Below are 23639 nucleotides of genomic sequence, written 5' to 3' on the forward strand. Positions count from 1 at the left end.
GAATTAATTGTTCTTAAAATTTCTATTTAGAACCGCTCTAAATAACATTTGTCATGTTCAAATTTACCAATAAATACAATGTTTTTGAAGAATTATCGCCAAAAGCACCATCATTTGCCTCTTCCGTGTTATTTATAGTTCCGCTAGCGTTATTTTTTGAACTTGAGTGCGCTTACATTTGTGTTCGATTTCATAATCCTTTATGAGGAGCTATCATATTTCGAAACATAATTCATTCTACGCTATTGGGCTCAGCTATAAAAAAGCTGACGCCGAAGTACGTGGGAAGTTTAGTTTGGATGTTCTTGGTATAGATCAGATTATGACCAATGCCAAGGAGCAGGGTATTGATGGTCTTCTCGCTATTTCCACCTGCAACAGAACTGAATTATACGGTTTCGCCCAACACCCCTTTCAATTGATAAAGTTGCTTTGTGACCAAACACAAGGTAGTGTTGAAGAATTTCAAGAGGTAGCCTATGTGTACAAAAATCATGACGCTATATCGCATATGTTCAAGGTGGGAACAGGTTTGGACAGTCAGATTTTGGGGGATTTTGAAATCATAAGTCAAATCAAACAAGGCTTTTACCGGGCCAAAAAACAACAAATGGCCAATCCGTTCCTAGAGCGCTTGTGCAATGCGGTCATTCAGGCCAGCAAGCGCATCAAAAATGAGACGGAACTATCTTCCGGTGCAACATCCGTTGCTTTTGCTTCGGTAAAATACATTCTGAACCATGTGGAGGATATTTCGAAAAAGAATATCCTGCTGTTCGGAACGGGAAAAATTGGAAGAAACACCTGCGAGAATCTGGTGAAACACTCTAAAAATTCACACATTACCCTCATTAACCGTACCCGTGAAAAGGCGGAAGATATTGCTGGTAAGTTTCACCTGACCGTAAAAGATTATGGTGATTTGCAAACAGAAATTCGGAAAACCGACATTCTTGTGGTGGCCACGGGAGCTCAATTGCCCACAGTGTCCAAAGCATTGATCTATCCAAAAAAACCACTTCTGATCCTGGATTTGTCCGTTCCCAAAAATGTATCTGACGACGTAAAGGAACTGGACAATGTGTCCTTGGTACATTTGGACCAACTTTCCCAAATTACAGATGAGACGCTGAACAAAAGAAAAACCTTTGTCCCAAAAGCAGAAGCCATAATCAATGAGGTAAGATATGATTTCTTAAAATGGTTGGAGACTAGAAAATTTGCACCAGTCATCAATGCGCTGAAAGAAAAACTGAACACCATGAAAGCTGAGGAAATCGATTTTCAGTCCAAAAAAATCTCTGACTTTAATGAGGACCAGGCTGAAATTATCTCAGGTCGAATCATCCAAAAAATAACCAAGCAATTTGCCAATCACCTCAAAAGTTCCGGCGTTGATTCCCAGGACAGTTTGGAACTCATCCAAAAGGTATTCCAATTAGAAATCGATTCGAAATGAGCAAAATCATAAGAATCGGTACCCGGGACAGTGAACTGGCCCTATGGCAAGCTACCACGGTTCAACAAAGACTGGCGGAAATAGGTTACGACTCCACCTTAATTCCCATAAAATCCGCCGGAGATCAGGTATTGGACAAACCCCTCTACGAACTTGGGATTACTGGAATATTCACCAAGACTTTGGACGTAGCCATGCTCAAGGGCCAAGTCGATATTGCAGTCCACTCCATGAAGGACGTCCCCACGCAATTGCCCCAGGGAATAGTTCAAGGTGCCGTTCTGGAAAGGGCGGTGACACATGATATTTTGGTGCACAAGGGACTCGATTTTCTGGAAAACGATTCACCATCCACGATAGCTACCGGGAGCTTACGACGAAAAGCCCAGTGGCTCAATAAATATCCCAATGACAGGGTTGTTGACCTCCGTGGAAATGTGAACACCCGTTTATTGAAACTGATAGAAAATGATTGGCAGGGAGCCATTTTTGCAAAAGCCGGATTGGAGCGCATCAAATTGTTACCCAAAGATGCTGTGCTTTTGGATTGGATTATCCCAGCACCGGCACAGGGAGCAATGTTGGTAGTAGCCTTGGAAAATGACGATTTTACTAGAACAGCCGTGGAAAAACTGAATCACAAAGAGTCTGAATTGGCCACAGGTGTTGAGCGTGACTTTTTGCGAACACTTGAAGGCGGTTGCACAGCTCCAATAGGCGCATTGGCTCGTTGTGAAAATGAAAAGCTGCACTTTGAGGGTGTGGTGTTCTCCCTTGACGGAAAGCAAAAGGTTGAAATCAAAAAAACTGTTCCACTTAAATCTGCAGATGGATTAGGCACAATGTGCGCCAACGAAGTTCTTAAAAACGGTGGACAACAACTTATGGAAAGTATACGAAATGCGAACAGTGCTCTCCACTAAAATTTTAACCCCCCAACAGCGAGAATTATTTCTGAACTCAGGACTGGGCCTGGTGGAATATGACGCACTCCAAATTGAGTTCTTAGAAGCAGCAATTCCTGCAAGTTTTCCACACCTCATCTTTACAAGTAAGAATGCGGTAAAAGCTTTTCTCGCACAAAAAACGACCCTGAAACCTGCTGCTTTTACTGTTTTTTGTGTAGGTGAAAAAACAAAAGCACTTTTAGAGGATTTTGGGCTAAAAGTGACCGAAATGGCGCCAAATGCTGTAGAATTGGCTCAACTTATTGCAAAAAACTACAAAAATGAAAGTTTTTTGTTCCCCTGCGGCAACCAACGACGCAACGAATTGCCGCAAATCTTAAAGGAAAATAACATTCGGTATAAAGAAATCGTTGTCTACAAGACCATCTTAACCCCGAAAAAATATGACCGGGTTTTTGATGGCTTGCTTTTTTTCAGTCCAAGTGGTATAAAAAGTCATTCCAGCGAGAATCCCATAACAGAAAGCTGGCTTTTTTGTATAGGAGAAACAACTGCCTATGAGGCTAGGAAATATTCCAAAAATATAATAACGGCCAATAAGCCCACAGTAGAAAATGTATTGGTGCAAGCCATAAAAAAATTGAAAGTAAATGATTAAAAACGATTTGTTCCTTCGGGCTTTGAAAGGTGAAACCGTTGATCGTCCCCCGGTATGGATGATGCGTCAAGCAGGCAGGTATTTGCCAGAATTTATGGAGTTGAAAAGGAAGTATGATTTTTTCACGCGTTGTCAGACCCCGGAATTGGCCTCTGAAATTACGGTGCAACCCATTCGAAGGTATGGAATGGATGCCGCCATTTTGTTCAGTGATATTTTGGTGATTCCCCAAGCCATGAATATTGAGGTGGAAATGAAGCCAAATTTTGGCCCATTCTTACCGAACCCAATTCGAACAGCGGCAGATTTGGATAAGGTCATCGTTCCAGATGTTGAAGATTCTTTGGGTTACGTAATGGATGCTATCAGCATGACCAAAGAAAAACTAGAAGATGAGATCCCCTTAATTGGTTTTGCAGGCTCCCCTTGGACCATACTTTGTTACTGCGTAGAGGGGCAGGGCAGCAAAAGTTTCGACAAAGCCAGGGGTTTTTGTTTTACACAACCGGAGGCCGCGCACCTATTACTCCAGAAAATTACCGATACTACAATAGCCTACCTAAAAGCCAAGGTAAGGGCAGGGGTAAACGCTGTCCAAGTATTCGATTCTTGGGGAGGTATGCTTTCCCCAACCGACTATCAAGAGTTCTCATGGAAATATATTCAGCAAATAGTTGATGCGCTAAAGGAGGAGGCTCCTGTTATCGTATTCGGAAAAGGCTGCTGGTTCGCGCTTCGTGAAATGGCAAACTCCGGAGCATCCGCCGTTGGTGTCGATTGGACCTGTTCCGCCCAAAATGCACGTTATCTTACCGGAGGGAATATCACCCTGCAAGGGAATTTTGATCCAGCCAGACTGCTCTCTCCTCCAGTGAAGATTACGGAAATGGTGACCCAAATGATTCGTGAATTTGGAAAAGATAAATATATCGTCAACTTGGGGCATGGTATCTTACCCCATATTCCCCTTGAAAATGCGCAAGCGTTCATCGAGGCAGTTAAAAACTATAAAGACTAAAAGACCAATCCTTTGGCAAGCACAATCGAATTTGAAAATTACAGCATAAGCCCCATCCAAGAGAAGGATGCATGGCGACTATGCGATTTTGTGGTTTCCAATTCGGAGCGCTTAAAGACCTATTTTCCGAAAACACTGGAACAAAACCTGACTCCCACCCTTTCGGAATTGTTCGTTGGGGCAAAGACAAAAGCCTTTCGACAAGGACATGAGTTTCTTTTTACCATCAAAGAAAATTCAGGGAGAACCATCATAGGCTTTGTCTACATAAAAGATCTTGCAAAGGATTTAAACCAAGGTGAATTGGCCTATTGCATGAGTTACCGATACGAAGGAAAAGGTATCATGGGCAGGGCAATAAAAGAACTGGTGTCATGGAGTTTTGCCCATGGGCTAAAAACGCTTCAGATTGTGGTGCACGACTCCAATCTTGCAAGCATAAGAGTTGCCGAGAAAAACGGGTTTACGTGGGTGAGGCAACTTCCCAATGACCACACCACAGGTTCAGGTGAAGTATTGGACATGGAGTTATACGAATTGGCCGGCCTACCGGCCCAAACTGACGAAAAATGAAGTTCGTTAGAATTCTTAGAAGGTTAAGCGCAAGAAGCATTGCCCGTTTGGCAAAGCTGGGCCTGCAATTTCCACGGTTCGTTTTACCAACCCTATCGGCTACAAAAAGGTGCATGAAAATTTCCACGGACTTATACCAACGAGATCATTATAAAAATGGTCCTGCAAATGCCTTCAGGCACGCGTTATGGAATTACTTGATTGCCAAAGCATGCTTTAGGCTTCGAAAAAATAGGGAAAAAGTACTCGAATGGACCTGCAAAATTACCGATTGGCATGAAGAGGCGTTTCCAAATTGGGAGCTGGCCCAACAAATGGATTTGCACAACAACGAGGTGGGTCGGTTTCTTTTTGAGAAACATCCCGCGAAAAACGAACTTCAGATGGTTCAATTGCTGCAACAAATGACGCTAAGTTCCATAAAGGTTGATTCAGATTCAGACCTGCACAAACTAAGATATCATCTCATTCATATCGCAGACGAAACATGAAGGACAAGTTCTATACGTACATCCAAAAATTGCAGGATACCATTACTTCCAAACTGGAGGAGGTTGACGGTAAGGCAAAATTCCAACAAGATTTATGGGAACGCCCGGAAGGTGGTGGAGGAAGAACCAGAGTGATTGAGAACGGACAGGTTTTTGAAAAAGGTGGAGTCAATATTTCGGCTGTGCACGGTGCACTTCCGCAAAGCATGCAGCAGTATTTTGGTGTGAAAGATGCCGATTTCTTTGCCTGTGGACTTAGCTTGGTAATCCATCCCAAAAACCCCATGGTACCTACCGTGCATGCCAATTGGCGTTATTTTGAAATGTATGATAAGGACGGTGCCATTGTGGATCAATGGTTTGGTGGCGGTCAGGACCTTACCCCCTATTTTTTGTTTGAAGAGGATGCGATACATTTTCATGCCATTTGCAAAAAAGCCTGCGATGCGCATAACCCCAATTTTTATCCGCACTACAAAAAGCGCTGCGATGAATATTTTTGGAATGCACACAGAAACGAGGCCAGAGGAGTCGGAGGGCTATTCTTTGATTATTGCAAGGCCACCGAAGAAATTTCCATGCAAAACTGGTATAGTTTTGTAACCGAGGTCGGTGATAGCTTCTTGGAGGCATATGTACCTATAGTTGAAAAGCGAAAAAAGCTTGAATACAATCAAAAACATAGGGACTGGCAGGAGATTAGAAGGGGACGCTATGTGGAATTCAATTTGGTTCATGACAAGGGCACTTTGTTCGGATTGCGAACCAATGGGCGAATAGAAAGTATATTGATGAGCTTACCGCCCCATGTGCAATGGAAATATGACCATCATCCGGCACCAGGAAGCGAGGAGGAAGAGCTAATTGAAGTACTCCAAAATCCTAAAGAATGGGTTTAATCCGTAGTTTTAGATCATGAAACTGACTTTATACCAAATTGATGCGTTCGCTGATCGGGTTTTCAAAGGAAATCCAGCCGCAGTTTGCTTGTTGGACTCATGGCTAGATTCAGATTTGATGCAAAAAATCGCACAAGAAAACAATTTGGCAGAAACCGCATTTACGGTTCAAAAAAACAACATTTTTGAACTGCGATGGTTCACGCCAGAGACAGAGGTGGACCTATGCGGCCATGCCACTTTGGCAACTGCCTATGTTTTGTTTCATTATCATGGCGTTACAGAAAATACCATTCAGTTTTATTCGCCTAGAAGTGGTCAGCTCTTCGTGGAAAGGGAGTCCAATGGCCTTATGACTTTGGATTTCCCAACGGATGAAACGGTTTCCATTCGCAGTATGATTGAAGTCAACAATGCCATAGGCCTTACCCCGCTGAAAACCATTAAGGGCAAAACAGATTATCTTTTAATTTATAATTCCCAAGCAGAAATTGAGGCCATGAAACCCAATTTCCATTTACTGGATCAATTGGATTGTAGAGGTGTTATTGTTTCGGCGCCCGGCGATTCCGTTGACTTTGTATCCAGGGCATTTTTTCCCCAATGCGGTATCCCGGAGGACCCTGTGACTGGTTCAGCCCATACCACACTAACACCCTATTGGTCCAAAGTGTTGAACAAAACCAAACTAACTGCAAAACAACTCTCACCAAGAGGAGGAGATTTGCTATGTGAGTTTTTGGGAGATCGTGTCAAAATTTCGGGAAAAGCTGTTCCCTATTTAATCGGAGAAATCGAAATCTAAATAAAAATGTACCCACTTATAAGAAATAGACGACTGCGCACATCTGCTTCCATCAGAAGATTGGTCCGCGAAACCGTAATCACCCCAGATGATTTTTTGGTGCCTCTTTTTGTGGTCGAGGGGAAGGGAGTCAAGGAAGAAATCCCATCCATGCCCAATTACTATCGCATGAGTCTCGATCATTTGGAAACCGAAGTATTGGAGCTTTGGAAAATGGGATTTTGTGCCGTGCTACTTTTTGTGAAAGTTCCTGACGAGCTTAAAGACAATAAGGGTACAGAGGCGCTTAATCCTGATGGCTTGATGCAGCGTGCCATAAAAACCATAAAAAACAGTTGTCCAGAAATGTTGGTCATGACGGATGTGGCATTAGACCCTTTTTCATCCTACGGCCATGATGGTATTGTTGCCGAGGGTCAAATCCTGAATGATGAAACCGCCGAGGTACTTGCCGAAATGAGTGTCTCCCATGCCCAAGCGGGTGCTGATTTCGTTGCCCCAAGTGATATGATGGACGGGCGAATCCTTACCATTCGTGAAGCCTTGGAAGATGAGGGTTTTCAGCACACCGGAATTATGAGTTATTCCGCAAAATATGCTAGTGGTTTTTACGGACCGTTTAGGGATGCGTTGGATTCCGCTCCAGTGGATATTGCAAATGTCCCTAAGGACAAGAAGAGCTATCAAATGGACTTTGCAAACCGATTTGAAGCCATCCGTGAGACGCAAATGGATGTGGACGAAGGGGCCGATATTGTGATGGTAAAACCTGGATTGCCTTATCTGGACATTGTCCGTGAAATAAAAAATGAAGTTGATGTTCCGGTTGCCGTATATCAAGTATCCGGGGAATACGCCATGTTAAAGGCAGCAGCTGAAAAAGGTTGGCTGGACCACGATTCGGTGATGATGGAACAATTGATTTCCATTAAAAGAGCGGGAGCCAATATTATCGCAAGTTATTTCGCTAAGGATTTTATCCGGGTAATGGGTTAACTTTGGGATATGATTTCCGGCGCCTTAAATGACCTCCGCTTTTTTTTATTTGGATTTTTGATTGTTCTGCAAACCGGCCTTGCCCAAAACCAGCTGTCCTACTCCACCCTTTCTGAAATGGGACTGGATGAAGCACGCATCAACCAGCAGGTGGATTCTATTATGACCTTGGGCATAAGGCAAGAGGCGTTTCCAGGAGCTCAAGTGCTAGTTTCCAAGAATAATCAGGTTGTTTTTCATAAAGCCTTTGGATTTCATACTTATGATAGCGTTCAGGCCGTTGGGCCAACTGATATCTATGATTTGGCCTCGGTAACCAAAATAACCGCTCCGCTGCCTGCCATAATGAAGCTGGTGGATGAAGGAAAGCTGGATTTGGATGCCCCGTTCAGCAACTATTGGAAAGCTTGGGCCAAAAGAAAGGACAAAAAAGATCTTACCCTGCGTGAAATTCTGAGCCATCAGGCCGGGTTGACTCCTTATATCATTTTTTTGAACCGGGTCATGAAAGATGATAAAATCAAAAAAAGATTTATCCGAACGAGTCCTTCAAAAAAATTCAACAAAACGGTTTACGATGGGCTCTTTATCAAAAATAGGTTCCGAAACAAGGTCCACCGCATCATTAATCGCTCAAAGGTGTCTCCAGATAAAACCTATAAATACTCCGGTCTTACATTTCTTATTTTCCCACAGTTAATCGAACAATTAACCGGCATGGATTACGAAACCTATTTGAGGCAACATTTCTACAAGCCATTGGGATGCGAAACCTTAGGCTTCAATCCTTCCAAAAAGGACTATCCGAACAACATAGTCCCCACGGAGGTGGATACCTTCTTTAGAAAAACCCTGACTCGTGATTGGGTGCATGATGAAAATGCAGCGCTCTTGGGAGGGGTTTCCGGTAACGCAGGACTCTTTGGAACCGCGGAAGATTTGGCCAAATTGATGCTGCTATATCAAAATTTTGGTAAAGTAGGCAATCAGCAATTGATTTCAGAAGAAGTGGTCAAAGAGTTCATCAAAGTGCAGTTTCCAGAAAATGAAAACCGCCGAGGGTTAGGGTTCGATAAGCCGCTATTGGGCAATGACACCTTGGATGTGGCCCAAGCCTATCCTTCTCCCTTAGCGAGTCCTAAAAGCTTTGGACATGCTGGTTTTACTGGGACTTTTATCTGGGCAGATCCGGAAAACCAATTGGTATTTATTTTTCTTTCCAATAGGGTTTACCCGTCCAGAACCCACCGAAAGTTATATGAATTGAACATCAGAACCGCATTGCAGCACACCTTTTACAATGCATTCAAGCGCCTGGAAGTTCAAAATTAATTCGTATTCGTTACCTTAGTGCAACTAGATATCACCTATGGGCATTCTACTTTTCTACGCTTTTATTTCCATCTTCTTTTCATTTCTCTGTTCTATTTTGGAAGCCGTTTTATTGAGTATCACCCCAACCTTTGTCAATGTAAAAAAACAAGAAGGAAAGGAATACGCGGCTGATCTGGAAAACTTGAAAAAAGATGTGGACAAACCACTCATTGCCATATTGACCCTAAATACCATAGCACACACGGTTGGTGCCATTTTGGTCGGGGTACAAGCTAAAGTCGCCTACGCGGATATATACGGATCCAAACCCCAAACTTTTTTAGGGTTAGAATTTACCGAAGACTTAATGGTCGGAATAGTTTCCTCGGTCATGACCATCCTTATTTTGGTAGCATCAGAAATCATCCCAAAGACTATTGGCGCCACCTATTGGAAGCAACTGGCCAATTTTACGGCCAAGGCCCTGAACATCATGGTTTTTATATTGAAGTGGACAGGACTCTTATGGTTGCTGCAACTTTTCACCAAACTCATAGGAAAAAAGGGACATCATGGGAGCGTGCTGAGCAGGGAAGATTTCACAGCCATGACCGATATTGCCCATGAAGAAGGTGTTTTTCAAGAGTCTGAATCCAAGGTGATCAAAAACCTGTTACGTTTCGATGAAATATTGGCCAAGGACGTGATGACACCCCGAACGGTCATGAAAATTGCCTCTGCCGATACCACCATTCAAGAATTTTTCGAAGCTAACCGTCCTTTGCGTTTCTCCAGAATTCCATTGTACGAAAATGGAATGGACAATATTACAGGTTTCTTTCTAAAGGATGAGCTTTTGGAGGCGATCATAAACAAGAAAGGTAAGGAACCCTTAAAGACCATAAAAAGAGAAATCCTGATCACCAAACGCAATAAGCCAATTCCAGAGCTATTCGAAAAGTTTGTAGAACAACGGGAGCACATTTCACTAGTAGTTGACGAATATGGTTCCATTAGCGGACTGGTTACCCAAGAGGATGTAATAGAGACCCTTCTAGGATTGGAGATCATGGATGAAAGTGACAATGTTGAAGACCTTCAGGTACTAGCAAGGAGGACCTGGGAGTCCAGAGCAAAGCGTCTTGGAATTATTGAAGATTCAGATGAAGTAAACTAATGGAAGTCGCTTATTTACAAACACCTATAGGAACTTCAAAGTTTGTTGGTGACAACAATGGCTTATCCGAAGTTAGTGTTCTGAGCGAAAAAATACCAATTGGAACTATTCCGGAAGCACTAAAGGATGCGGTGTATCAGTTTAGTGAATATTTTGATGGAAAAAGAAAAGTATTCGACCTAAAATTGAACCCCTCCGGCACGGATTTTCAAAAAAAAGTGTGGGCCAAACTCTTGGAAATTCCCTTCGGAAAAACAGTTTCATATATGGAACTTTCCAAGCAACTGGGAGACCCAAAAGCAATTCGCGCGGTAGCCGCTGCAAACGGTAAAAATCCACTTTGGATCATAGTCCCATGCCATAGGGTAATTGGCAGTGATGGAAGTCTTACTGGATATGCCGGCGGACTTCACCGCAAAAAATGGCTGCTGGAGCATGAAAGCCCATCACAGCAACAGTCCTTGTTTTAATCCCGCACAAAATAGTTTGGAAAGAAGGGCATGGTTACGTTGCCCAAAAGTTCTCCTTCTGGGGACATTTGCATTACCCCACCCAAAACCTCGGTACCCAAAGTAGCATATCCAATCAAAAACACTTCTTTAGATACGCTGTAAACCTGGGTAGTGAGTTGAATGCTTTGGCCCAACTCCTGTTCCACTTCATTGCCTCGTCCGAATAAATCTGGCAAAGTAATTTCCTGAGTATTGGTATCATAAATGGCCGGTCCACTGGCAAATCGAGAGGGTTGGGGGTATATAATATTGAAATACAGTTTGTCAGCCACCAAAAACGCATCGGAAACAGGGCCCAGCGCAAAACCAAAATTCCTGTCTAAGGTTCTGTTTTCCAAAAAGGTTAAACTTTTGGCATCATAAAATTCCAACAGTGGTTCAGCCTCATACTTAAAAACGGCCAAATCTCCATCCTCCGAAATCAAAAAACTAAATGGGACTGTTCCAAAATTTAGAACGGGGCCCAATGCACCTTCAAATGTATTATAAGTAGCCAGCTTATAGTTTCCTAAATTATCCTTAAACGAAACATATAGAATCCCATCGTAAAGAAAAGGTTGGTAGGCAGCTTCAACGTTAAAATCAATAGTGGTGTCCTTCTCGTTCGCACCGTCCAAATCCATTTCAAGTATCCCTAAATTTCTTGAACCAAAGGGGTCAAAATATCCGAAATACACCTTGGCCTCGGAGTTGATTCCCCATGTTATGGATTTATCCGAGGTAGCCGTGTAAAAATTGGGGTTACTGCCCACTGCTCCACTTCCCAAACTTTTGGTTGCCAAAGAAAAAGAGCCGTTAGAAAATGTATAGAACGACAAGAAATCCTCTATTTGGCGAAGGGTCAAATAGTTTGGGGCAATCCCCAATTCCGAGGTAAGGCTTATACTGGAACCTGTTTCCGAAGCTGCATCAAAAGTGTACTGGTATACGTTTTCCAAATCTTCGCCAATAGCAACAAAAGACTGCACCTGGGGCGTATCACTGGCTTCGGTTTGTGGGTCATCCGAAGAGCAACCCATAAGGCATAAAGCCAAGGTCAACCCAATCCAATTTTTCAATTTCAAAGCATTTATCAATTACAAGATACGATTTATTAGATCACCCTTATTTTGTGTCCTAGAAATTAGTATTTTATCTGCATGCTATACAAACTTAACCTAGAACATATCCTGTTTTTGGACATTGAAACCGTACCTCAGGAACCCGACTTCTCCAAGTTGAATGAAGTGGGCCAAGAACTCTGGGGCCAGAAGACACAATACCAGCGAAAGGATGAGATTTCTGCAGAAGATTTCTACCAAAGGGCTGGTATTTGGGCCGAATTCGGTAAAATCATCTGTATTTCAGTTGGCTATTTTACCTTCAAAGGGGAAACTAGAAATTTCAGGGTCACCTCTTTTCACGGGGATGAGGTTCATCTACTAAAACAGTTCAAACAGTTATTGAAAGAACATTTCAATCAAGCTAAACATCTGCTTTGCGCGCATAATGGGAAGGAATTTGATTTTCCCTACATCGCACGGAGAATGGTTATCCATGGAATCAATCTTCCCTATAAACTGGATCTATTTGGAAAAAAGCCCTGGGAAGTCCCACACTTGGATACCATGGAACTCTGGAAATTTGGGGACTATAAGCATTTTACATCCCTCAAACTCATGGCACATGTTTTAGGTGTTCCTTCTCCCAAAGAAGATATGGATGGCAGCATGGTGCGGGAAGTGTATTATAAGGACAATGATTTGGACCGGATTGTTTCCTATTGCGAATTGGATGTCATAACCACCGCCCAAGTATTTCTAAAACTGAGAAATGAAGAATTGTTGGCGGACGCAGAGATTAAAAAGGTATAAGAAAACAACTAACTAGCTTTTATAAAACTTGGTGCTCATAACCCCGGTATGGTCCTGCACCACCAAAACGTAAAGGCCGGAAGCTAAACAAGAAACATCTATGGCCCCTCTCGCCTTACCTTTTTTAATAATATTTCCTGCAGTGGTCACGATGGAATATTGGGCAAATTCTGAAAGTTTGGCATCCACAGTGATGCGTTCCACAGCTGGATTTGGAAAAACCGTTAGATGAAGCTCCTCCCCAACACCTAAAGTTTCATAAGTCATGAGTTCCGTTTCCTCTCCCTTGAACTCAAACTGAATCTCATCCGAAAACTCAGATACTGCACTCTCGGTACAAATGGATCGTAGCCGGGCCTCATAGATTTGTCCAACGGCCAAGTTGGAAAGCTCTGCTTGACTTTCCCAAAGCATTGTGGATTGCCACTCAGCTTGATTAAAAGTACGGTACTGCAATTCGTACAAGGTATCTTCAGTTGCATTCCAAAAAAGAGTTACCCCCTCTTCGCTAGCGGAAAACAAATCCAATTCTTCAGGAACTTCAATACTACAAGCCGAAACCTGAGCTCCAGAAACCAGCAATGAAAAATCCTGAAATCCATCCCTTAGGCCGCCTTTATGTGAAATAGTGATAGTATACTCCCCTTCCGCATTTTCAATCTGAATACGTTCGTATGGATCTACCAGGTTATCCCCTTTGATGGCGGCATCACCAGCTCGGGATGGATTTAGTTTCCAAGGAAAGTAGGTTTCTCCATCCTTGGTAATACGAATGTCCAAATCATTGGTCAGCGCAGTCGTTTGGTTGTTCATCTCTCCTCTATTGATATACTCCCCTTCTGGGTCGGTCCAAGAAATGGAGGCTGTAAGGGTTTCATTTTTTCTTGCTTTCAACGTAATGGAAAAGGTGTTCCCTTCTTCCAGACGCTCTTCTTGAACAAGGCTCGAGTATTCCTTATCCTGAAGTAATTCCGCTGCTGCCTTAGCATTCATCACTCCCCATCCCATTTTATAATCTGGACCAGGCGCGTCCACATCATCAGCCGTATGCAAGGCCAATCCTTTTAGGGTCGCTGCTTTCATATACGTTCCAAAAAGTTCTTCATGATATTGCTGAAGCAATAACAATGAACCCGTAACCCCCGGAGCGGCCAAGGAGGTCCCTGCCGAAGCATCGTAGCTAGTGTTGGTCTCAGAGGAGGTGGATAAAATGGAGGAACCATCTCCGGCCAGGTCAGGTTTTATTCTTCCATCATCAACTGGACCTAGACTGCTATAGCTGGCCACTTGTGCTTGTTGCAGTTCTCCCTTACTCCCAATTTTGGTATTGGCACCTGCAATCGTAAGCCCATTTTTAGAAGTGGTAAAGCCCAACAACAAATCAAAACCATCTGCATTGGTTCCGTATATGGGTGTTTCATTGTCCAAAGATCTCTGGGAGTTACCGGCTGCGGTCACCATGAGGTAATAAGGTGCACTGTACATGATCTTGTCCCAATCCTGCGATACTTTGATATAAGCTCCAAAATACCAATCCGGGACGCGGTCCGATTTTATTCCATACGAGTGATTGCTCAGCAAAAGTCCATTGGCAGCAGCTTCGGTTGCTTCTATCTTATCCCGTGTCCAGTTATGGGTCAGGGCTTCCGAACCATAGGCAACTCCTTTGGCATTGGGTTTTACTCCTTGGGAAATCAAGTGCCCTGTAACCATCGTGGCATGTGGACCTACTTCTGCGGAACCATCATTGTCAGTTGCCCTGCCATTGAATTCTTGATGTGATGTCAAAGCCACTCCCGCATCCCATACCCCTACGGACATGCCCGTTCCGTCCAGGCCTAAATCCAACAATCCGTCAGAATAAAGGGTATGGGCTCTTGAGGTTTGTCGGGTAGGGTCGTTCAAAGTGGTATAAAAAAGCGGTGTCCCATCGGAGCCAACATCTTTAAGGGCCACAACCGTCCCATCTCTAAACTTTTCCAGACTTCTCCACCCCTTGGATTGGAACTGCCTAATTTTACTTTCCTTCGTTTGTTGCTCTGTGGCAAACTCGGATATCAACCGGTCTATCCTTTGGTGGTCATAGGAGGAACGTATAATTTCTCTTTGGTCTTTGGATTGACCATAACCAAGAAAGAAGGAAAAAAGGAAAAAAATCAGGGATGAAAAAATGCCTGTTGCCCAAGTAGGTTTTTTGCAGTCCATAATATTGGTTAAGTAAGATTTGGACTACAAAAATAGATTTGATGATAAATTCATCGATAAAAAACCCTTTTATTTCGATGAATTACACGCTCATTGAAGACGAGCTGTTGTGAAAGCTTAAATAATTGTGGTGTAGTATTTTTCTTTCTGTTAGATTTTGTCAATTTTCCTTCACCACAATGTAGACCGGAAAATGATCACTATACCCTCCCAAGTACTTTTTACCCACGAAAGTCCGAAATGGATTCCCTTTGTATTTGCCGTTCCATTCCTTCAAAAATTTAGGGGCAAAAACTTTGGCCTTTTTAAAACTGTGGGTTCCTTTCTCATAATTCAGAAAGCTATGGGAAACAATAATTTGGTCGAACAAACTCCATTCCCCCTTGTAATTGGCACTGCCCGATGACGGGGACAACAACTGCTGCATAGGGTTAATAAATTGGCCCGAATCCATTAGGGTTTGAATACTTTGCGAGTTGGGGTCGTCATTAAAATCCCCCATAATAATTATATTAAGTTGCTCTCCTTCCAACCTTGCTACCTTACCCAGAACAGTTTCTGCCGCCTTGACACGCTTGTATTCGGTCTCATCCGTGCCTGCTCTTCTGGAGGGCCAATGGTTCACAAATACATGCAGTTCCTCCTGGTGCAATCGCCCATGCACATATAATATGTCCCGTGTAAAATCCCTATCCCCATCTTCATCCGAGATTAGCAAGGGAAGAATTTCAGCATTTAAAACTGTAAAATGGGACTTCAGATAAAACAGGGCAGTATCAATACCCCGTTCATCTGGAGAATTGAAATGTACATAATCATAATCCCAATCGCTCAACGCTTTGCCCTCCAACACCTTGTTCAGTGCCTTTTTGTTCTCTACTTCGGCCACCCCGACCAAAACTGGGGGAATGGTACTGTGATCCTGACCGATCAAAGAAATGGTTCGTGCCAATTTCTTGGCTTTTTTCCGAAATCTGGAAGAACTCCACTTCTTCCTTCCTTCTGGGGTAAAATCGTCATCCAGGGTATGTGGGTCGTCCTGAGCATCAAAAAAATTCTCCAGATTATAAAAGGCAATGGTAAATTGATCTTCCTGGTTTTTCAAAACAATGGCATTTATGGCTATAACAGTATGAAAAACACAAAGTACAAAAAACACCTTCCAAAACATTGATTAGATTTGCACTTTATTTGATTTGATGCTAGAGAAGAAGTCAATAGACTATGAAAAGGCGGTCCTCATTGGGGTTATGAACCGAGATCAGGACGAGCACAAAGTGAAGGAATATTTGGACGAACTTGAATTCCTTACCTATACGGCCGGCGGGGAGGTTACCAAACGCTTCACCCAAAGGGTGGAAGTGCCCAACCCAAAGACCTATATCGGTAGCGGGAAGATGGAAGAGGTTCAGCACTACGTAAAGGAAAACGAAATCGGTTCCGTTATTTTTGACGATGAGCTTTCCCCTGCCCAACAGAATAACATTGAGAAACTCCTAAAGTGCAAAATCCTTGACCGCACCAGTTTAATCTTGGACATTTTCGCGCAACGGGCCAAGACCAGCTATGCCCGTACTCAAGTAGAACTGGCACAATATGAATACCTTCTGCCTCGCTTGACGGGACTTTGGACCCACTTGGAAAGACAACGAGGTGGTATTGGAATGCGCGGGCCCGGGGAAACAGAAATTGAAACCGATAGGCGAATTGTTCGTGACCGGATTGCCCTGCTGAAAAAGAAGCTATCAAAAATTGATCGCCAAATGGAAACCCAAAGGGGTAACCGCGGCGCTTTGGTCCGCGTGGCGTTGGTAGGGTATACCAATGTGGGCAAGTCCACCCTAATGAACGTGATCAGTAAGAGCGATGTGTTCGCTGAAAACAAGCTCTTTGCCACCCTGGACACCACCGTCCGCAAAGTGGTCATTGGCAACCTTCCTTTTTTATTGAGCGATACGGTAGGATTCATCCGCAAGTTGCCTACCCAATTGGTGGAAAGTTTTAAAAGTACCTTGGATGAAGTCCGTGAGGCCGACTTGCTTTTGCATGTGGTGGATATCTCCCATCCCAATTTTGAAGAGCATATTGATTCCGTGAACAAAATCTTGGATGAGATCAAAAGTGTGGACAAAAAGACCATTATGGTCTTTAACAAGATTGATAAGTATCAACCTGAAATTTTGGAAGAGGACGACTTGATCACCGAAAAAACCAGTTCTCATTTTACCATTGAGGAATGGAAAAAAACATGGTTCAGCAAAATTGGAGATCGAGCACTTTTTATCTCTGCACTCAACAAGGAAAATCTGGATGAATTTAGAAAACGGGTCTACAATGAGGTCCGTGATATCCATGTGACCCGTTTCCCTTATAACAACTTCTTATACCCAGAACATCTGGATCAGTATTAGGTCCCGCTCAATCCGCTCCGTTGGGTTTGTCTATTCTAATGGTTGCTGCATTGCTGGAGGAACCTCCTCCTTCCAGCCGTACCTCGTACTCCACCCAATCTTGGGAACCAAATCTAAAGCAAGACGCCCAAACAATGGTGCTGCCATTATCCGTGAACTGGGTATTTGTCTTACTTTCTGATCCTCCATCAGATACTTTTGTGGTAATCTGCAGCCTATCAATGCTTACCTCCTCTGAAGCTGTATAGGGGATGGTCATAACAAACGTACTGCCAGTGCCGCTGGAGGTATTGCAATTATTGATTCCATTCACTTCAAAAGTTTGCGTATTTGCGGTTATTGAAAGCTTAGTGCCTTCATCATCCTTACTACAGTTCGCAAAGAGAAGTATTGTACTCCCCCAAATTGCAATATGTTTTACTATTTTCATTTTCGAGAATTTTGTGTGATTAAACGGAATATGGGTTATTGAAAATAAACTAGCAGGTGGACCATTTCCTCCTCATCCGGAACATGCCCACCACCAAAGGTTTTTCCATTGATATGGTATAATACAGGTATTACCAAGGCGGGTTGATTGGTGAGAATGCAAGATGAATGTACCAAAACAATGTCTATGACACCTTGAGCATCCGATATTGCAATATTTTCGGTACCATTGGACGCCCCTATCGGCGGGTTTGTTCTGAAAACAAAGTCATTAACGAAGTCAATATTTTCGCCAACTTTCTTGGTTTTGTTTAGATAAGCCAACCAAAAGGTATATGTGCCATTGGGAATCATCCCCTCCAGCATAATATGAATTTGGGCACTGCTTCCATTACAACTTACCATCAATTCCCCTTTAGCCATTCTGAATTCGGACAAAGTAACATGATGGTCATCTGGAGCCTTTATTGCTGTTAACTTTCCGAGTGGTGGGTCAAAAATGTTTGCGGCATAGAGGCGTTCATTGGAGGCCGTTGGCGTATTCCCATCTGCATCAACTATTTCCTCCAAAATCTGAACGCTTCCAAAATTCAGGTGAGCTTCAATAGGTTGCGGTTGGATAATAAAATCCACATTGGAAACCTGACCTTCCGAAATAGTCACAGGAACCACCTCTCCAGAAACCACCTTACTGGAAAGAGGCACTTTTAGCTTAAGCTCATGGCTTCCATTAAATTTAGCCTTGATCAGGAATTTTCCTTGGGTATCAGTTACTCCATTCAAGGTTTCGTCTCCTTTAATAAGACTTATCTCCACTTCTGGATAAACATTGCCATCCTCATCCTTCACCACACCAGAAACAGATCCAGGATTTTCAGCAAGTGGTGGGTTATCAGATTTATCGCAGCCGCCACCAAAAAGTAAGGCTACAGTCACCGTTGTGATTAGGAAAATCCTAAAAAAATACTTTTCAAGCTCCCCAACCATTAAGTGTTCATGTGTATTCATAGCTTCTATTTTGTATTAAAAAAAATGGAGAACATTTTTGTAATACAAAACTAGTGGGACGCTAAACGCAATACTATAATTGGGGTTCCATATGCTAACACCAAGGTTCCAGAACTAATGTATTTGGACAATCTCTTGCAAATCAGTAGTTGGATGGCGAAACCCCGTAGAGTTCCTTAAAGCACTTAGCAAAATAAGAAAGGTTGTTAAAGCCAACAGCATAAGCAATTTGAGTAACGGTATCCGCCTTTTGTCTAAGCAATTGTGCCGCTCTTTTTATCCGAAAATTTCGAAGTAGTTCCCCAGGGGATTCTCCGGTAAGGGCTTTTAGCTTGCGGTGTAATTGGGTTTTGCTTAAACCAAGAGTTGCTTGCATTTCAGGAGCGCCAAAACTGGAATTGGAATATTCTTGTTCAAGGAGCTGCAACAAATCTTCCAAAAAGGCTTGGTCCAAAGAGGAAGTTGCTATTTCTTTTGGGTGTATTCTGGATGCGGTTTGCGCAAACCGTTCTCTAAGTTTTATTCGCTGCCCGATCAAATTTTTAACACGGGCCAAAAGTTCCTTGGGGTCAAAAGGTTTGGTCAAATAATCGTCCGCACCTATTTCCAAGCCTTCAATTTTGTTTTCAATCCCCGCTTTCGCCGTTAACATTATCAAGGGAATATGGCTTGTATCAAAATTGGACTTTAACCGATGGCAAAGTTCTACTCCGTCCATTTCGGGCATCATCACATCGGTAATGATTAAATCTGGAGCGTACTTGGTCGCCTGGGCCAACCCAATTTTTCCGTTTTTGGCTTCTTTAATACGATATATACCTTGAAGATGTTCTTTTATAAAGTAAGACATATCTGGATTATCCTCTACCAATAAAATTTTTGGCGAAGTTTCTACAGCCTTGGTTTGAAATTCATAGGGTTTCTTTTTTTGGTCAAGCTGATTGTTTGTCCGGGTACTTTTATCCTTTAAGTTTCCTGGTCTTATTTTTTGAATGGGCAAGGCTATGGTAAAAATTGTTCCCTTGTTTACTTCACTTGAGGCCGTAATGGTTCCGTCCATTAATGCCACCAATTCCTTAGATAGTGAAAGTCCTATCCCCGAGCCTTCATATTCTCTGGTTGCTCCTTGGTACACCTGATAAAATCTATCAAAAATAAAGGGGATTTTATCCTCTGGGATACCCCTGCCTGTATCCGAGACCAAGATTCGAAGTTCTCCATCAGTATAGCTGGAAACAAATGAAATGATGCTTTCATCATCGCTGAATTTAAAGGCATTGCCGAGAAGGTTGTAAACAATTTTCTCCAATTTATCACGATCAAAAGAAGCCCATAGGAATTCCCGGGGAATCTGGATTTTATAATCAATCCCTCTTTGCGCGGCATGGGAACTAAAAGAGGATGCGGCTCCTCTCAGACATTTAAACACATCGCCCTCAGTCTGCTCCAACTCCAACTTACCCTTGTCAATCTTAGACAAATCCAATAACTGATTAACCAGCTGAAGCACCTTATTGGTGTTTCGTCTAATCATCTTAATACTCTCCATTCCAAGTCCCGCACCAGGATTTTGTTCTAGCTGTTCAATAGGTCCCTTTATCAAGGTTAAAGGTGTTCTGAACTCATGCGAAATGTTCGCAAAGAAATTTGATTTTAGTTCGTCCAATTCTCTGAGTTCTTTATAGGTTTTTTGCTTGATCCGATACTGATTGTAGAGCAATCCGGCAAGTAAAAGCAAAATTATGGTGAAGGCAACAATGGCATTTCGCTCATTCACTCTTTGGGTAAGTTGCAAAGCCTGTAACTTTTTTTGGGATTCCAACAAGGCAATTTCTTTTGTCTTTTCCTCATTTTGGTATCTGGCTTCAATTTCATTGGCAAGTTCCCGTTTTTCCCTGGTGAACAGGCTGTCCTTTAATATTGAATATTTTGTTCTACTTTGATATGCCTGTTCAAAATCCCCAGTTTTTCCATAAGTCTCGGAAAGATATTCATACGCGTCCATCTCAATTGGAAATAGCCCTATCCGCTCTGAAATTTCCACAGCACTTTTTAAATATTCAATAGCATTTTTGAAATCATTGCTCAACATATAACTCTGACCAATAGCACAGTTGGAAAAAGCAATCATCATGGAATCGTTCGTGACCACTGAAACTCCAAGAGACTTTTGGTAGGCATCCACCGCTTTCTTAAAAGCCTTCTTTTCTAAAAAGATGCTTCCTTGATTATAATGGAGTTCACCAACCTTTTTACGGTCCCCCAATTTGGTGAAAAGCACCAAGGCCTTATCATTATATAGTGTGGCCTCATCCAATTCACCTGTATTTTTGTTAATAATGGCCAGGTTATGGTAGACATAGGCCCTTCCTAAGTCATTCTTTAAAAGGGTACTGATGCTGTCACTTTGTAAATAATACCATTTCGATTTATCATAATTTCCCAATTGCCTATGGGCCATACCAATGCTCATAAGGGTAATTGAGTAATTTCTTAAATGCCCCACTTCCTTATAAATCTTGGAAGATGCAATAAAATACTCCATGGCCTGGGTCATTTCACCTTGTTCGGAACAAATAAGTCCAAGACTGTTGTAGGATCCAGCGACGCTTTCCCTATCCCCCAACTCCTCGGCCATTTTTAGTTTTTGTTCATGGGTTTTTTTCGCTTCCTCAAAATTACCCTTACGGTAGTACACATTGCCCAGACCAAATAATGCGTCCATTTCCCCTTGGATCCAGTCAATTTCTTTGGCCAAGTTCCTTGCGGTTTTATACATTACTATGGATGAATCAAAGCTGGACTGGGTATAGAGGTAATCCCCATAAATGGCGTAACTCGCTGATCTTAATTTAACTATTGGCAGTTCTGAGCTGATGCGCAAGGCCTCCAAAGCCATATTGCGTGCTTTCTTGGGCTCCTTGTTTTCATATTGAAAATAAAGTTGGTGTAGCAACTTTACTTTTACACTGTCCTGGGAAGCTTCATCAAGAGCTTTTTGCAGGCTGTCAATTTTTGACTGTGAAAACAGGAAGGAGGTGCAAAAAATTAAAAGGGGGAGAGCTAATTGTTTCATCTCCAAAATACTAAGCTATTAAAGGTACCTTTTTAAGATGGTTTTCAGTCAACTAATTTGACAGAAAAATCCGCTTATAGCTAATACAGGAGTTTCAAATCATAACAATCATACTTTTTAACGTTTTAATAGTGCGTTCAAACCAAGGGTTTCCTTTTTTTAAATTCCGGATAAATTGCACCCTTCTTCGATGAACGGAAAACCTTAACTTTTCTACCACAACTTTTTGAAAGTTCACAACAAAAGTTTAGGCACTAGCAACAGAAAAACTACTTTCATATTGTTTTTAAGTGTTAGTGTTACAACCTGGTCTTCCATAAGCTTAACCTACTTAGACCTTGGTACACAAAACACCCCAAATTAGTAAAATAACCCCACAAAAAAGCCCTCGAGTTCGAGGGCTTTTTTGATTGTAGAAGCTTATGAGAGTGAGTAAATTCGTGAAATTTGTGTCAAATCATAAGGTCTGCTCAGGAAAAAAGTTACGCTTCAGTTCTCGATACGTTTCAAATAAAATTTGTAACACTCGAACTGACGTTGAAATCGAATGTTCCTGTGCCTTAGCCTAAAACGAATAGCTCAACCCAAAGGTCCAATAGGTTTGCAGCTCGTTATCTATGGTGTCAAATGTAGCTGTTGGATCGGTAACCGGAGCGTTGTTCACAATATAGTTGAGGGTCTCCTGTTTGTTGTTCCGCAAACCAAAATCAAAACCAACACCAATGACCTTCCATAAAGTGTAGGCAAAAGAGTTGGTCCAGGTCCAGTTGCTCAGGTCGCCACTTTCATAACTCTGAAACATGGACAGATTACTCTTAAAGCTCACCGGTCCCAGTTTTTTGGTATAGTCTGCAACAATCTTGGCTCCCAAAGAAGAATTGAAAATGGTATCCTCATCACTGAACACAAAATTGTAGTTCAAAGGATGGATCACCACTACCAAATCTGTAATGGGTGTCCAGGTGCCCCCTACCCCAAGATCCAAATAACCAGGATCGTTGAAGTTGCTCAAAAGCGTTGTCCTATATTCCCCAAGGGCGGAAATGGCAAACTTATCGCTCAACTTCCATCCGTAAAGGGAAGAAATATTAAATACATCGGTAGATTCCCTAAACCCGTCATCATCTGTGGGGTCATCCTTGTCGTCCAATTTTACCCAGTTCAGGTTAATATTGGCCGCGTTGCGCCAGAAGAATTTCTCCTCTTGTTGGTTGGCGAAGGCATTTACCGTAAATCCAATAGATCCTGAGTTGTTATTGGGAATCCCTTGGGCAAACCAATTATTAAAGTTGGAAAGGCTCCCACCGATGGTCCCGAAAGCACCGATTTTCCAACCGGGCAAGGCATCCAATTGGGCCTGAAGGGCATTTACCCTTCCTTGGATAGCGGCAATGGAATCTTTCTTTGGTCCCATCTCGGACTTGATTTCCTCAGCTGTTTGGGCGGTGCCCAATGCACAGGCAAAAATTGCCATGGCAAAAAGTAGTCTTTTCATAGTATGGAGTTTAATGCTTAGACCCCAAAAGTAAGAAATGTCACATTGAATAACCGAGTTCTGAGTTCTGAGTTCTGAGTTCTGAGTTCTGAGTTCTGAGTTCTGAGTTCTGAGTTCTGAGTTCTGAGTTCTGAGTTCTAATAACAAAACAATTTTCAATTCCACACCAATTACCTTTTACCATTAATCCACAAGAAAACAAGCTCAAATCTAAGTTCAATGCCTAATTCCCAACCACTGATTTCTGATTACTGAACTTTGACCACTGACCACTGACCACTGACTACTGACTACTGACTACTGACTACTGACTACTGACTACTAATAGAACAATTTTCAATTTCCCATTTTC

General features: G+C 42.5%; 21 protein-coding genes. 14 read left to right on the forward strand and 7 right to left on the reverse strand.

Going from position 1 to position 23639, the window contains the following annotated elements; all coding sequences use genetic code 11:
- The first annotated feature begins 202 nt into the window (after positions 1–202).
- The 12 genes from hemA to BUC10_RS12420 are packed head-to-tail and all read left to right on the forward strand — an operon-like array spanning position 203 to position 10768.
- A complete protein-coding gene (hemA, locus tag BUC10_RS12365) occupies positions 203–1459 on the forward strand; it encodes a glutamyl-tRNA reductase (RefSeq protein ID WP_073180013.1) in 1257 nt (418 codons plus the stop codon).
- A complete protein-coding gene (hemC, locus tag BUC10_RS12370) occupies positions 1456–2382 on the forward strand; it encodes a hydroxymethylbilane synthase (RefSeq protein ID WP_073180015.1) in 927 nt (308 codons plus the stop codon). The genes hemA and hemC overlap by 4 nt, the downstream gene beginning before the upstream one ends.
- On the forward strand, positions 2360–3025 hold the full coding sequence (locus BUC10_RS12375) for a uroporphyrinogen-III synthase (protein ID WP_073180017.1): 666 nt from the start codon (positions 2360–2362) through the stop codon (positions 3023–3025). The genes hemC and BUC10_RS12375 overlap by 23 nt, the downstream gene beginning before the upstream one ends.
- Positions 3018–4043, forward strand: a complete 1026-nt coding sequence (gene hemE / locus BUC10_RS12380) for a uroporphyrinogen decarboxylase (protein ID WP_073180019.1) — start codon at positions 3018–3020, stop codon at positions 4041–4043. Before BUC10_RS12375 ends, hemE begins: the two co-directional genes overlap by 8 nt.
- Before the next feature lie 12 nt (positions 4044–4055).
- On the forward strand, positions 4056–4616 hold the full coding sequence (locus BUC10_RS12385; RefSeq protein WP_245812823.1) for a GNAT family N-acetyltransferase: 561 nt from the start codon (positions 4056–4058) through the stop codon (positions 4614–4616).
- Positions 4613–5107 carry a DUF6973 domain-containing protein gene (locus BUC10_RS12390; RefSeq protein ID WP_073180021.1) on the forward strand — a complete coding sequence of 165 codons (495 nt, stop codon included), beginning with the start codon at positions 4613–4615 and terminating at the stop codon, positions 5105–5107. The genes BUC10_RS12385 and BUC10_RS12390 overlap by 4 nt, the downstream gene beginning before the upstream one ends.
- Positions 5104–6006 (forward strand): oxygen-dependent coproporphyrinogen oxidase, encoded by a 903-nt coding sequence (gene hemF, locus BUC10_RS12395; RefSeq protein ID WP_073180023.1) that lies wholly within the window; start codon positions 5104–5106, stop codon positions 6004–6006. Before BUC10_RS12390 ends, hemF begins: the two co-directional genes overlap by 4 nt.
- 16 nt (positions 6007–6022) lie before the next feature.
- Positions 6023–6811: a PhzF family phenazine biosynthesis protein gene (locus BUC10_RS12400; RefSeq protein WP_073180025.1), complete on the forward strand. Its 789-nt coding sequence runs from the start codon at positions 6023–6025 to the stop codon at positions 6809–6811.
- Between the two features lie 6 nt (positions 6812–6817).
- Positions 6818–7807, forward strand: coding sequence for a porphobilinogen synthase (gene hemB / locus BUC10_RS12405; protein ID WP_073180027.1), 990 nt, complete (start codon positions 6818–6820; stop codon positions 7805–7807).
- A 9-nt stretch (positions 7808–7816) separates the two neighbouring features.
- A complete protein-coding gene (locus tag BUC10_RS12410) occupies positions 7817–9139 on the forward strand; it encodes a serine hydrolase domain-containing protein (RefSeq protein ID WP_073180029.1) in 1323 nt (440 codons plus the stop codon).
- 37 nt (positions 9140–9176) lie between these two features.
- Positions 9177–10298, forward strand: a complete 1122-nt coding sequence (locus tag BUC10_RS12415; RefSeq protein ID WP_073180031.1) for a CNNM domain-containing protein — start codon at positions 9177–9179, stop codon at positions 10296–10298.
- Positions 10298–10768, forward strand: coding sequence for a methylated-DNA--[protein]-cysteine S-methyltransferase (locus BUC10_RS12420; RefSeq protein WP_073180033.1), 471 nt, complete (start codon positions 10298–10300; stop codon positions 10766–10768). The genes BUC10_RS12415 and BUC10_RS12420 overlap by 1 nt, the downstream gene beginning before the upstream one ends.
- On the opposite strand, the gene BUC10_RS12425 is transcribed toward BUC10_RS12420, so the two are convergent.
- Positions 10765–11868 carry a hypothetical protein gene (locus BUC10_RS12425; protein ID WP_073180035.1) on the reverse strand — a complete coding sequence of 368 codons (1104 nt, stop codon included), beginning with the start codon at positions 11866–11868 and terminating at the stop codon, positions 10765–10767. The genes BUC10_RS12420 and BUC10_RS12425 overlap by 4 nt on opposite strands.
- Before the next feature lie 81 nt (positions 11869–11949).
- Here BUC10_RS12425 and BUC10_RS12430 point away from each other — a divergent pair, with 81 nt between their 5' ends.
- Positions 11950–12663: a 3'-5' exonuclease gene (locus BUC10_RS12430; protein WP_073180037.1), complete on the forward strand. Its 714-nt coding sequence runs from the start codon at positions 11950–11952 to the stop codon at positions 12661–12663.
- Positions 12664–12675: 12 nt separating this feature from the next.
- Here the strand turns inward: BUC10_RS12430 and BUC10_RS12435 are convergent, their stop codons facing one another.
- Both BUC10_RS12435 and BUC10_RS12440 read right to left on the reverse strand, forming a co-directional pair.
- Positions 12676–14868, reverse strand: a complete 2193-nt coding sequence (locus BUC10_RS12435; RefSeq protein WP_073180039.1) for a S8 family serine peptidase — start codon at positions 14866–14868, stop codon at positions 12676–12678.
- A 160-nt stretch (positions 14869–15028) separates the two neighbouring features.
- The gene (locus tag BUC10_RS12440) at positions 15029–15973 is read right to left on the reverse strand and encodes an endonuclease/exonuclease/phosphatase family protein (RefSeq protein WP_313785889.1); all 945 of its coding nucleotides are present in this window, start codon (positions 15971–15973) and stop codon (positions 15029–15031) included.
- Between the two features lie 94 nt (positions 15974–16067).
- Here BUC10_RS12440 and hflX point away from each other — a divergent pair, with 94 nt between their 5' ends.
- Complete coding sequence (gene hflX / locus BUC10_RS12445; RefSeq protein ID WP_073180041.1) at positions 16068–17279, forward strand: GTPase HflX; 1212 nt, start codon at positions 16068–16070, stop codon at positions 17277–17279.
- 7 nt (positions 17280–17286) lie between these two features.
- Here hflX and BUC10_RS12450 read toward each other — a convergent pair whose 3' ends face one another.
- From BUC10_RS12450 to BUC10_RS12465, 4 genes are all read right to left on the reverse strand, one after another.
- Entirely contained in the window at positions 17287–17709 is a 423-nt protein-coding gene (locus BUC10_RS12450; RefSeq protein WP_073180044.1) for a hypothetical protein, read from the reverse strand.
- Between the two features lie 35 nt (positions 17710–17744).
- The gene (locus BUC10_RS12455; protein ID WP_073180046.1) at positions 17745–18716 is read right to left on the reverse strand and encodes a carboxypeptidase-like regulatory domain-containing protein; all 972 of its coding nucleotides are present in this window, start codon (positions 18714–18716) and stop codon (positions 17745–17747) included.
- 142 nt (positions 18717–18858) lie between these two features.
- The gene (locus tag BUC10_RS12460; RefSeq protein WP_073180048.1) at positions 18859–21792 is read right to left on the reverse strand and encodes a tetratricopeptide repeat protein; all 2934 of its coding nucleotides are present in this window, start codon (positions 21790–21792) and stop codon (positions 18859–18861) included.
- A 565-nt stretch (positions 21793–22357) separates the two neighbouring features.
- Positions 22358–23287, reverse strand: a complete 930-nt coding sequence (locus tag BUC10_RS12465) for a DUF3078 domain-containing protein (RefSeq protein ID WP_073180051.1) — start codon at positions 23285–23287, stop codon at positions 22358–22360.
- Positions 23288–23639 lie beyond the last annotated feature (352 nt).

The sequence above is a fragment of the Flagellimonas flava genome, from assembly GCF_900129665.1.
Lineage (GTDB): Bacteria > Bacteroidota > Bacteroidia > Flavobacteriales > Flavobacteriaceae > Flagellimonas > Flagellimonas flava.

What these genes read in the sequence shown, in the direction of transcription:
- hemF (WP_073180023.1), top strand. Translation starts at nt 5,104, where the DNA reads ATGAAGGACAAGTTCTATACGTACATCCAAAAATTGCAGGATACCATT.
- BUC10_RS12455 (WP_073180046.1), bottom strand. Translation starts at nt 18,716, where the DNA reads ATGAATACACATGAACACTTAATGGTTGGGGAGCTTGAAAAGTATTTT.
- BUC10_RS12435 (WP_073180039.1), bottom strand. Translation starts at nt 14,868, where the DNA reads ATGGACTGCAAAAAACCTACTTGGGCAACAGGCATTTTTTCATCCCTG.
- BUC10_RS12415 (WP_073180031.1), top strand. Translation starts at nt 9,177, where the DNA reads ATGGGCATTCTACTTTTCTACGCTTTTATTTCCATCTTCTTTTCATTT.
- hemA (WP_073180013.1), top strand. Translation starts at nt 203, where the DNA reads ATGAGGAGCTATCATATTTCGAAACATAATTCATTCTACGCTATTGGG.
- hemB (WP_073180027.1), top strand. Translation starts at nt 6,818, where the DNA reads ATGTACCCACTTATAAGAAATAGACGACTGCGCACATCTGCTTCCATC.
- BUC10_RS12420 (WP_073180033.1), top strand. Translation starts at nt 10,298, where the DNA reads ATGGAAGTCGCTTATTTACAAACACCTATAGGAACTTCAAAGTTTGTT.
- hflX (WP_073180041.1), top strand. Translation starts at nt 16,068, where the DNA reads ATGCTAGAGAAGAAGTCAATAGACTATGAAAAGGCGGTCCTCATTGGG.
- hemC (WP_073180015.1), top strand. Translation starts at nt 1,456, where the DNA reads ATGAGCAAAATCATAAGAATCGGTACCCGGGACAGTGAACTGGCCCTA.
- hemE (WP_073180019.1), top strand. Translation starts at nt 3,018, where the DNA reads ATGATTAAAAACGATTTGTTCCTTCGGGCTTTGAAAGGTGAAACCGTT.
- BUC10_RS12400 (WP_073180025.1), top strand. Translation starts at nt 6,023, where the DNA reads ATGAAACTGACTTTATACCAAATTGATGCGTTCGCTGATCGGGTTTTC.
- BUC10_RS12465 (WP_073180051.1), bottom strand. Translation starts at nt 23,287, where the DNA reads ATGAAAAGACTACTTTTTGCCATGGCAATTTTTGCCTGTGCATTGGGC.
- BUC10_RS12430 (WP_073180037.1), top strand. Translation starts at nt 11,950, where the DNA reads ATGCTATACAAACTTAACCTAGAACATATCCTGTTTTTGGACATTGAA.
- BUC10_RS12450 (WP_073180044.1), bottom strand. Translation starts at nt 17,709, where the DNA reads ATGAAAATAGTAAAACATATTGCAATTTGGGGGAGTACAATACTTCTC.
- BUC10_RS12460 (WP_073180048.1), bottom strand. Translation starts at nt 21,792, where the DNA reads ATGAAACAATTAGCTCTCCCCCTTTTAATTTTTTGCACCTCCTTCCTG.
- BUC10_RS12375 (WP_073180017.1), top strand. Translation starts at nt 2,360, where the DNA reads ATGCGAACAGTGCTCTCCACTAAAATTTTAACCCCCCAACAGCGAGAA.
- BUC10_RS12390 (WP_073180021.1), top strand. Translation starts at nt 4,613, where the DNA reads ATGAAGTTCGTTAGAATTCTTAGAAGGTTAAGCGCAAGAAGCATTGCC.
- BUC10_RS12410 (WP_073180029.1), top strand. Translation starts at nt 7,817, where the DNA reads ATGATTTCCGGCGCCTTAAATGACCTCCGCTTTTTTTTATTTGGATTT.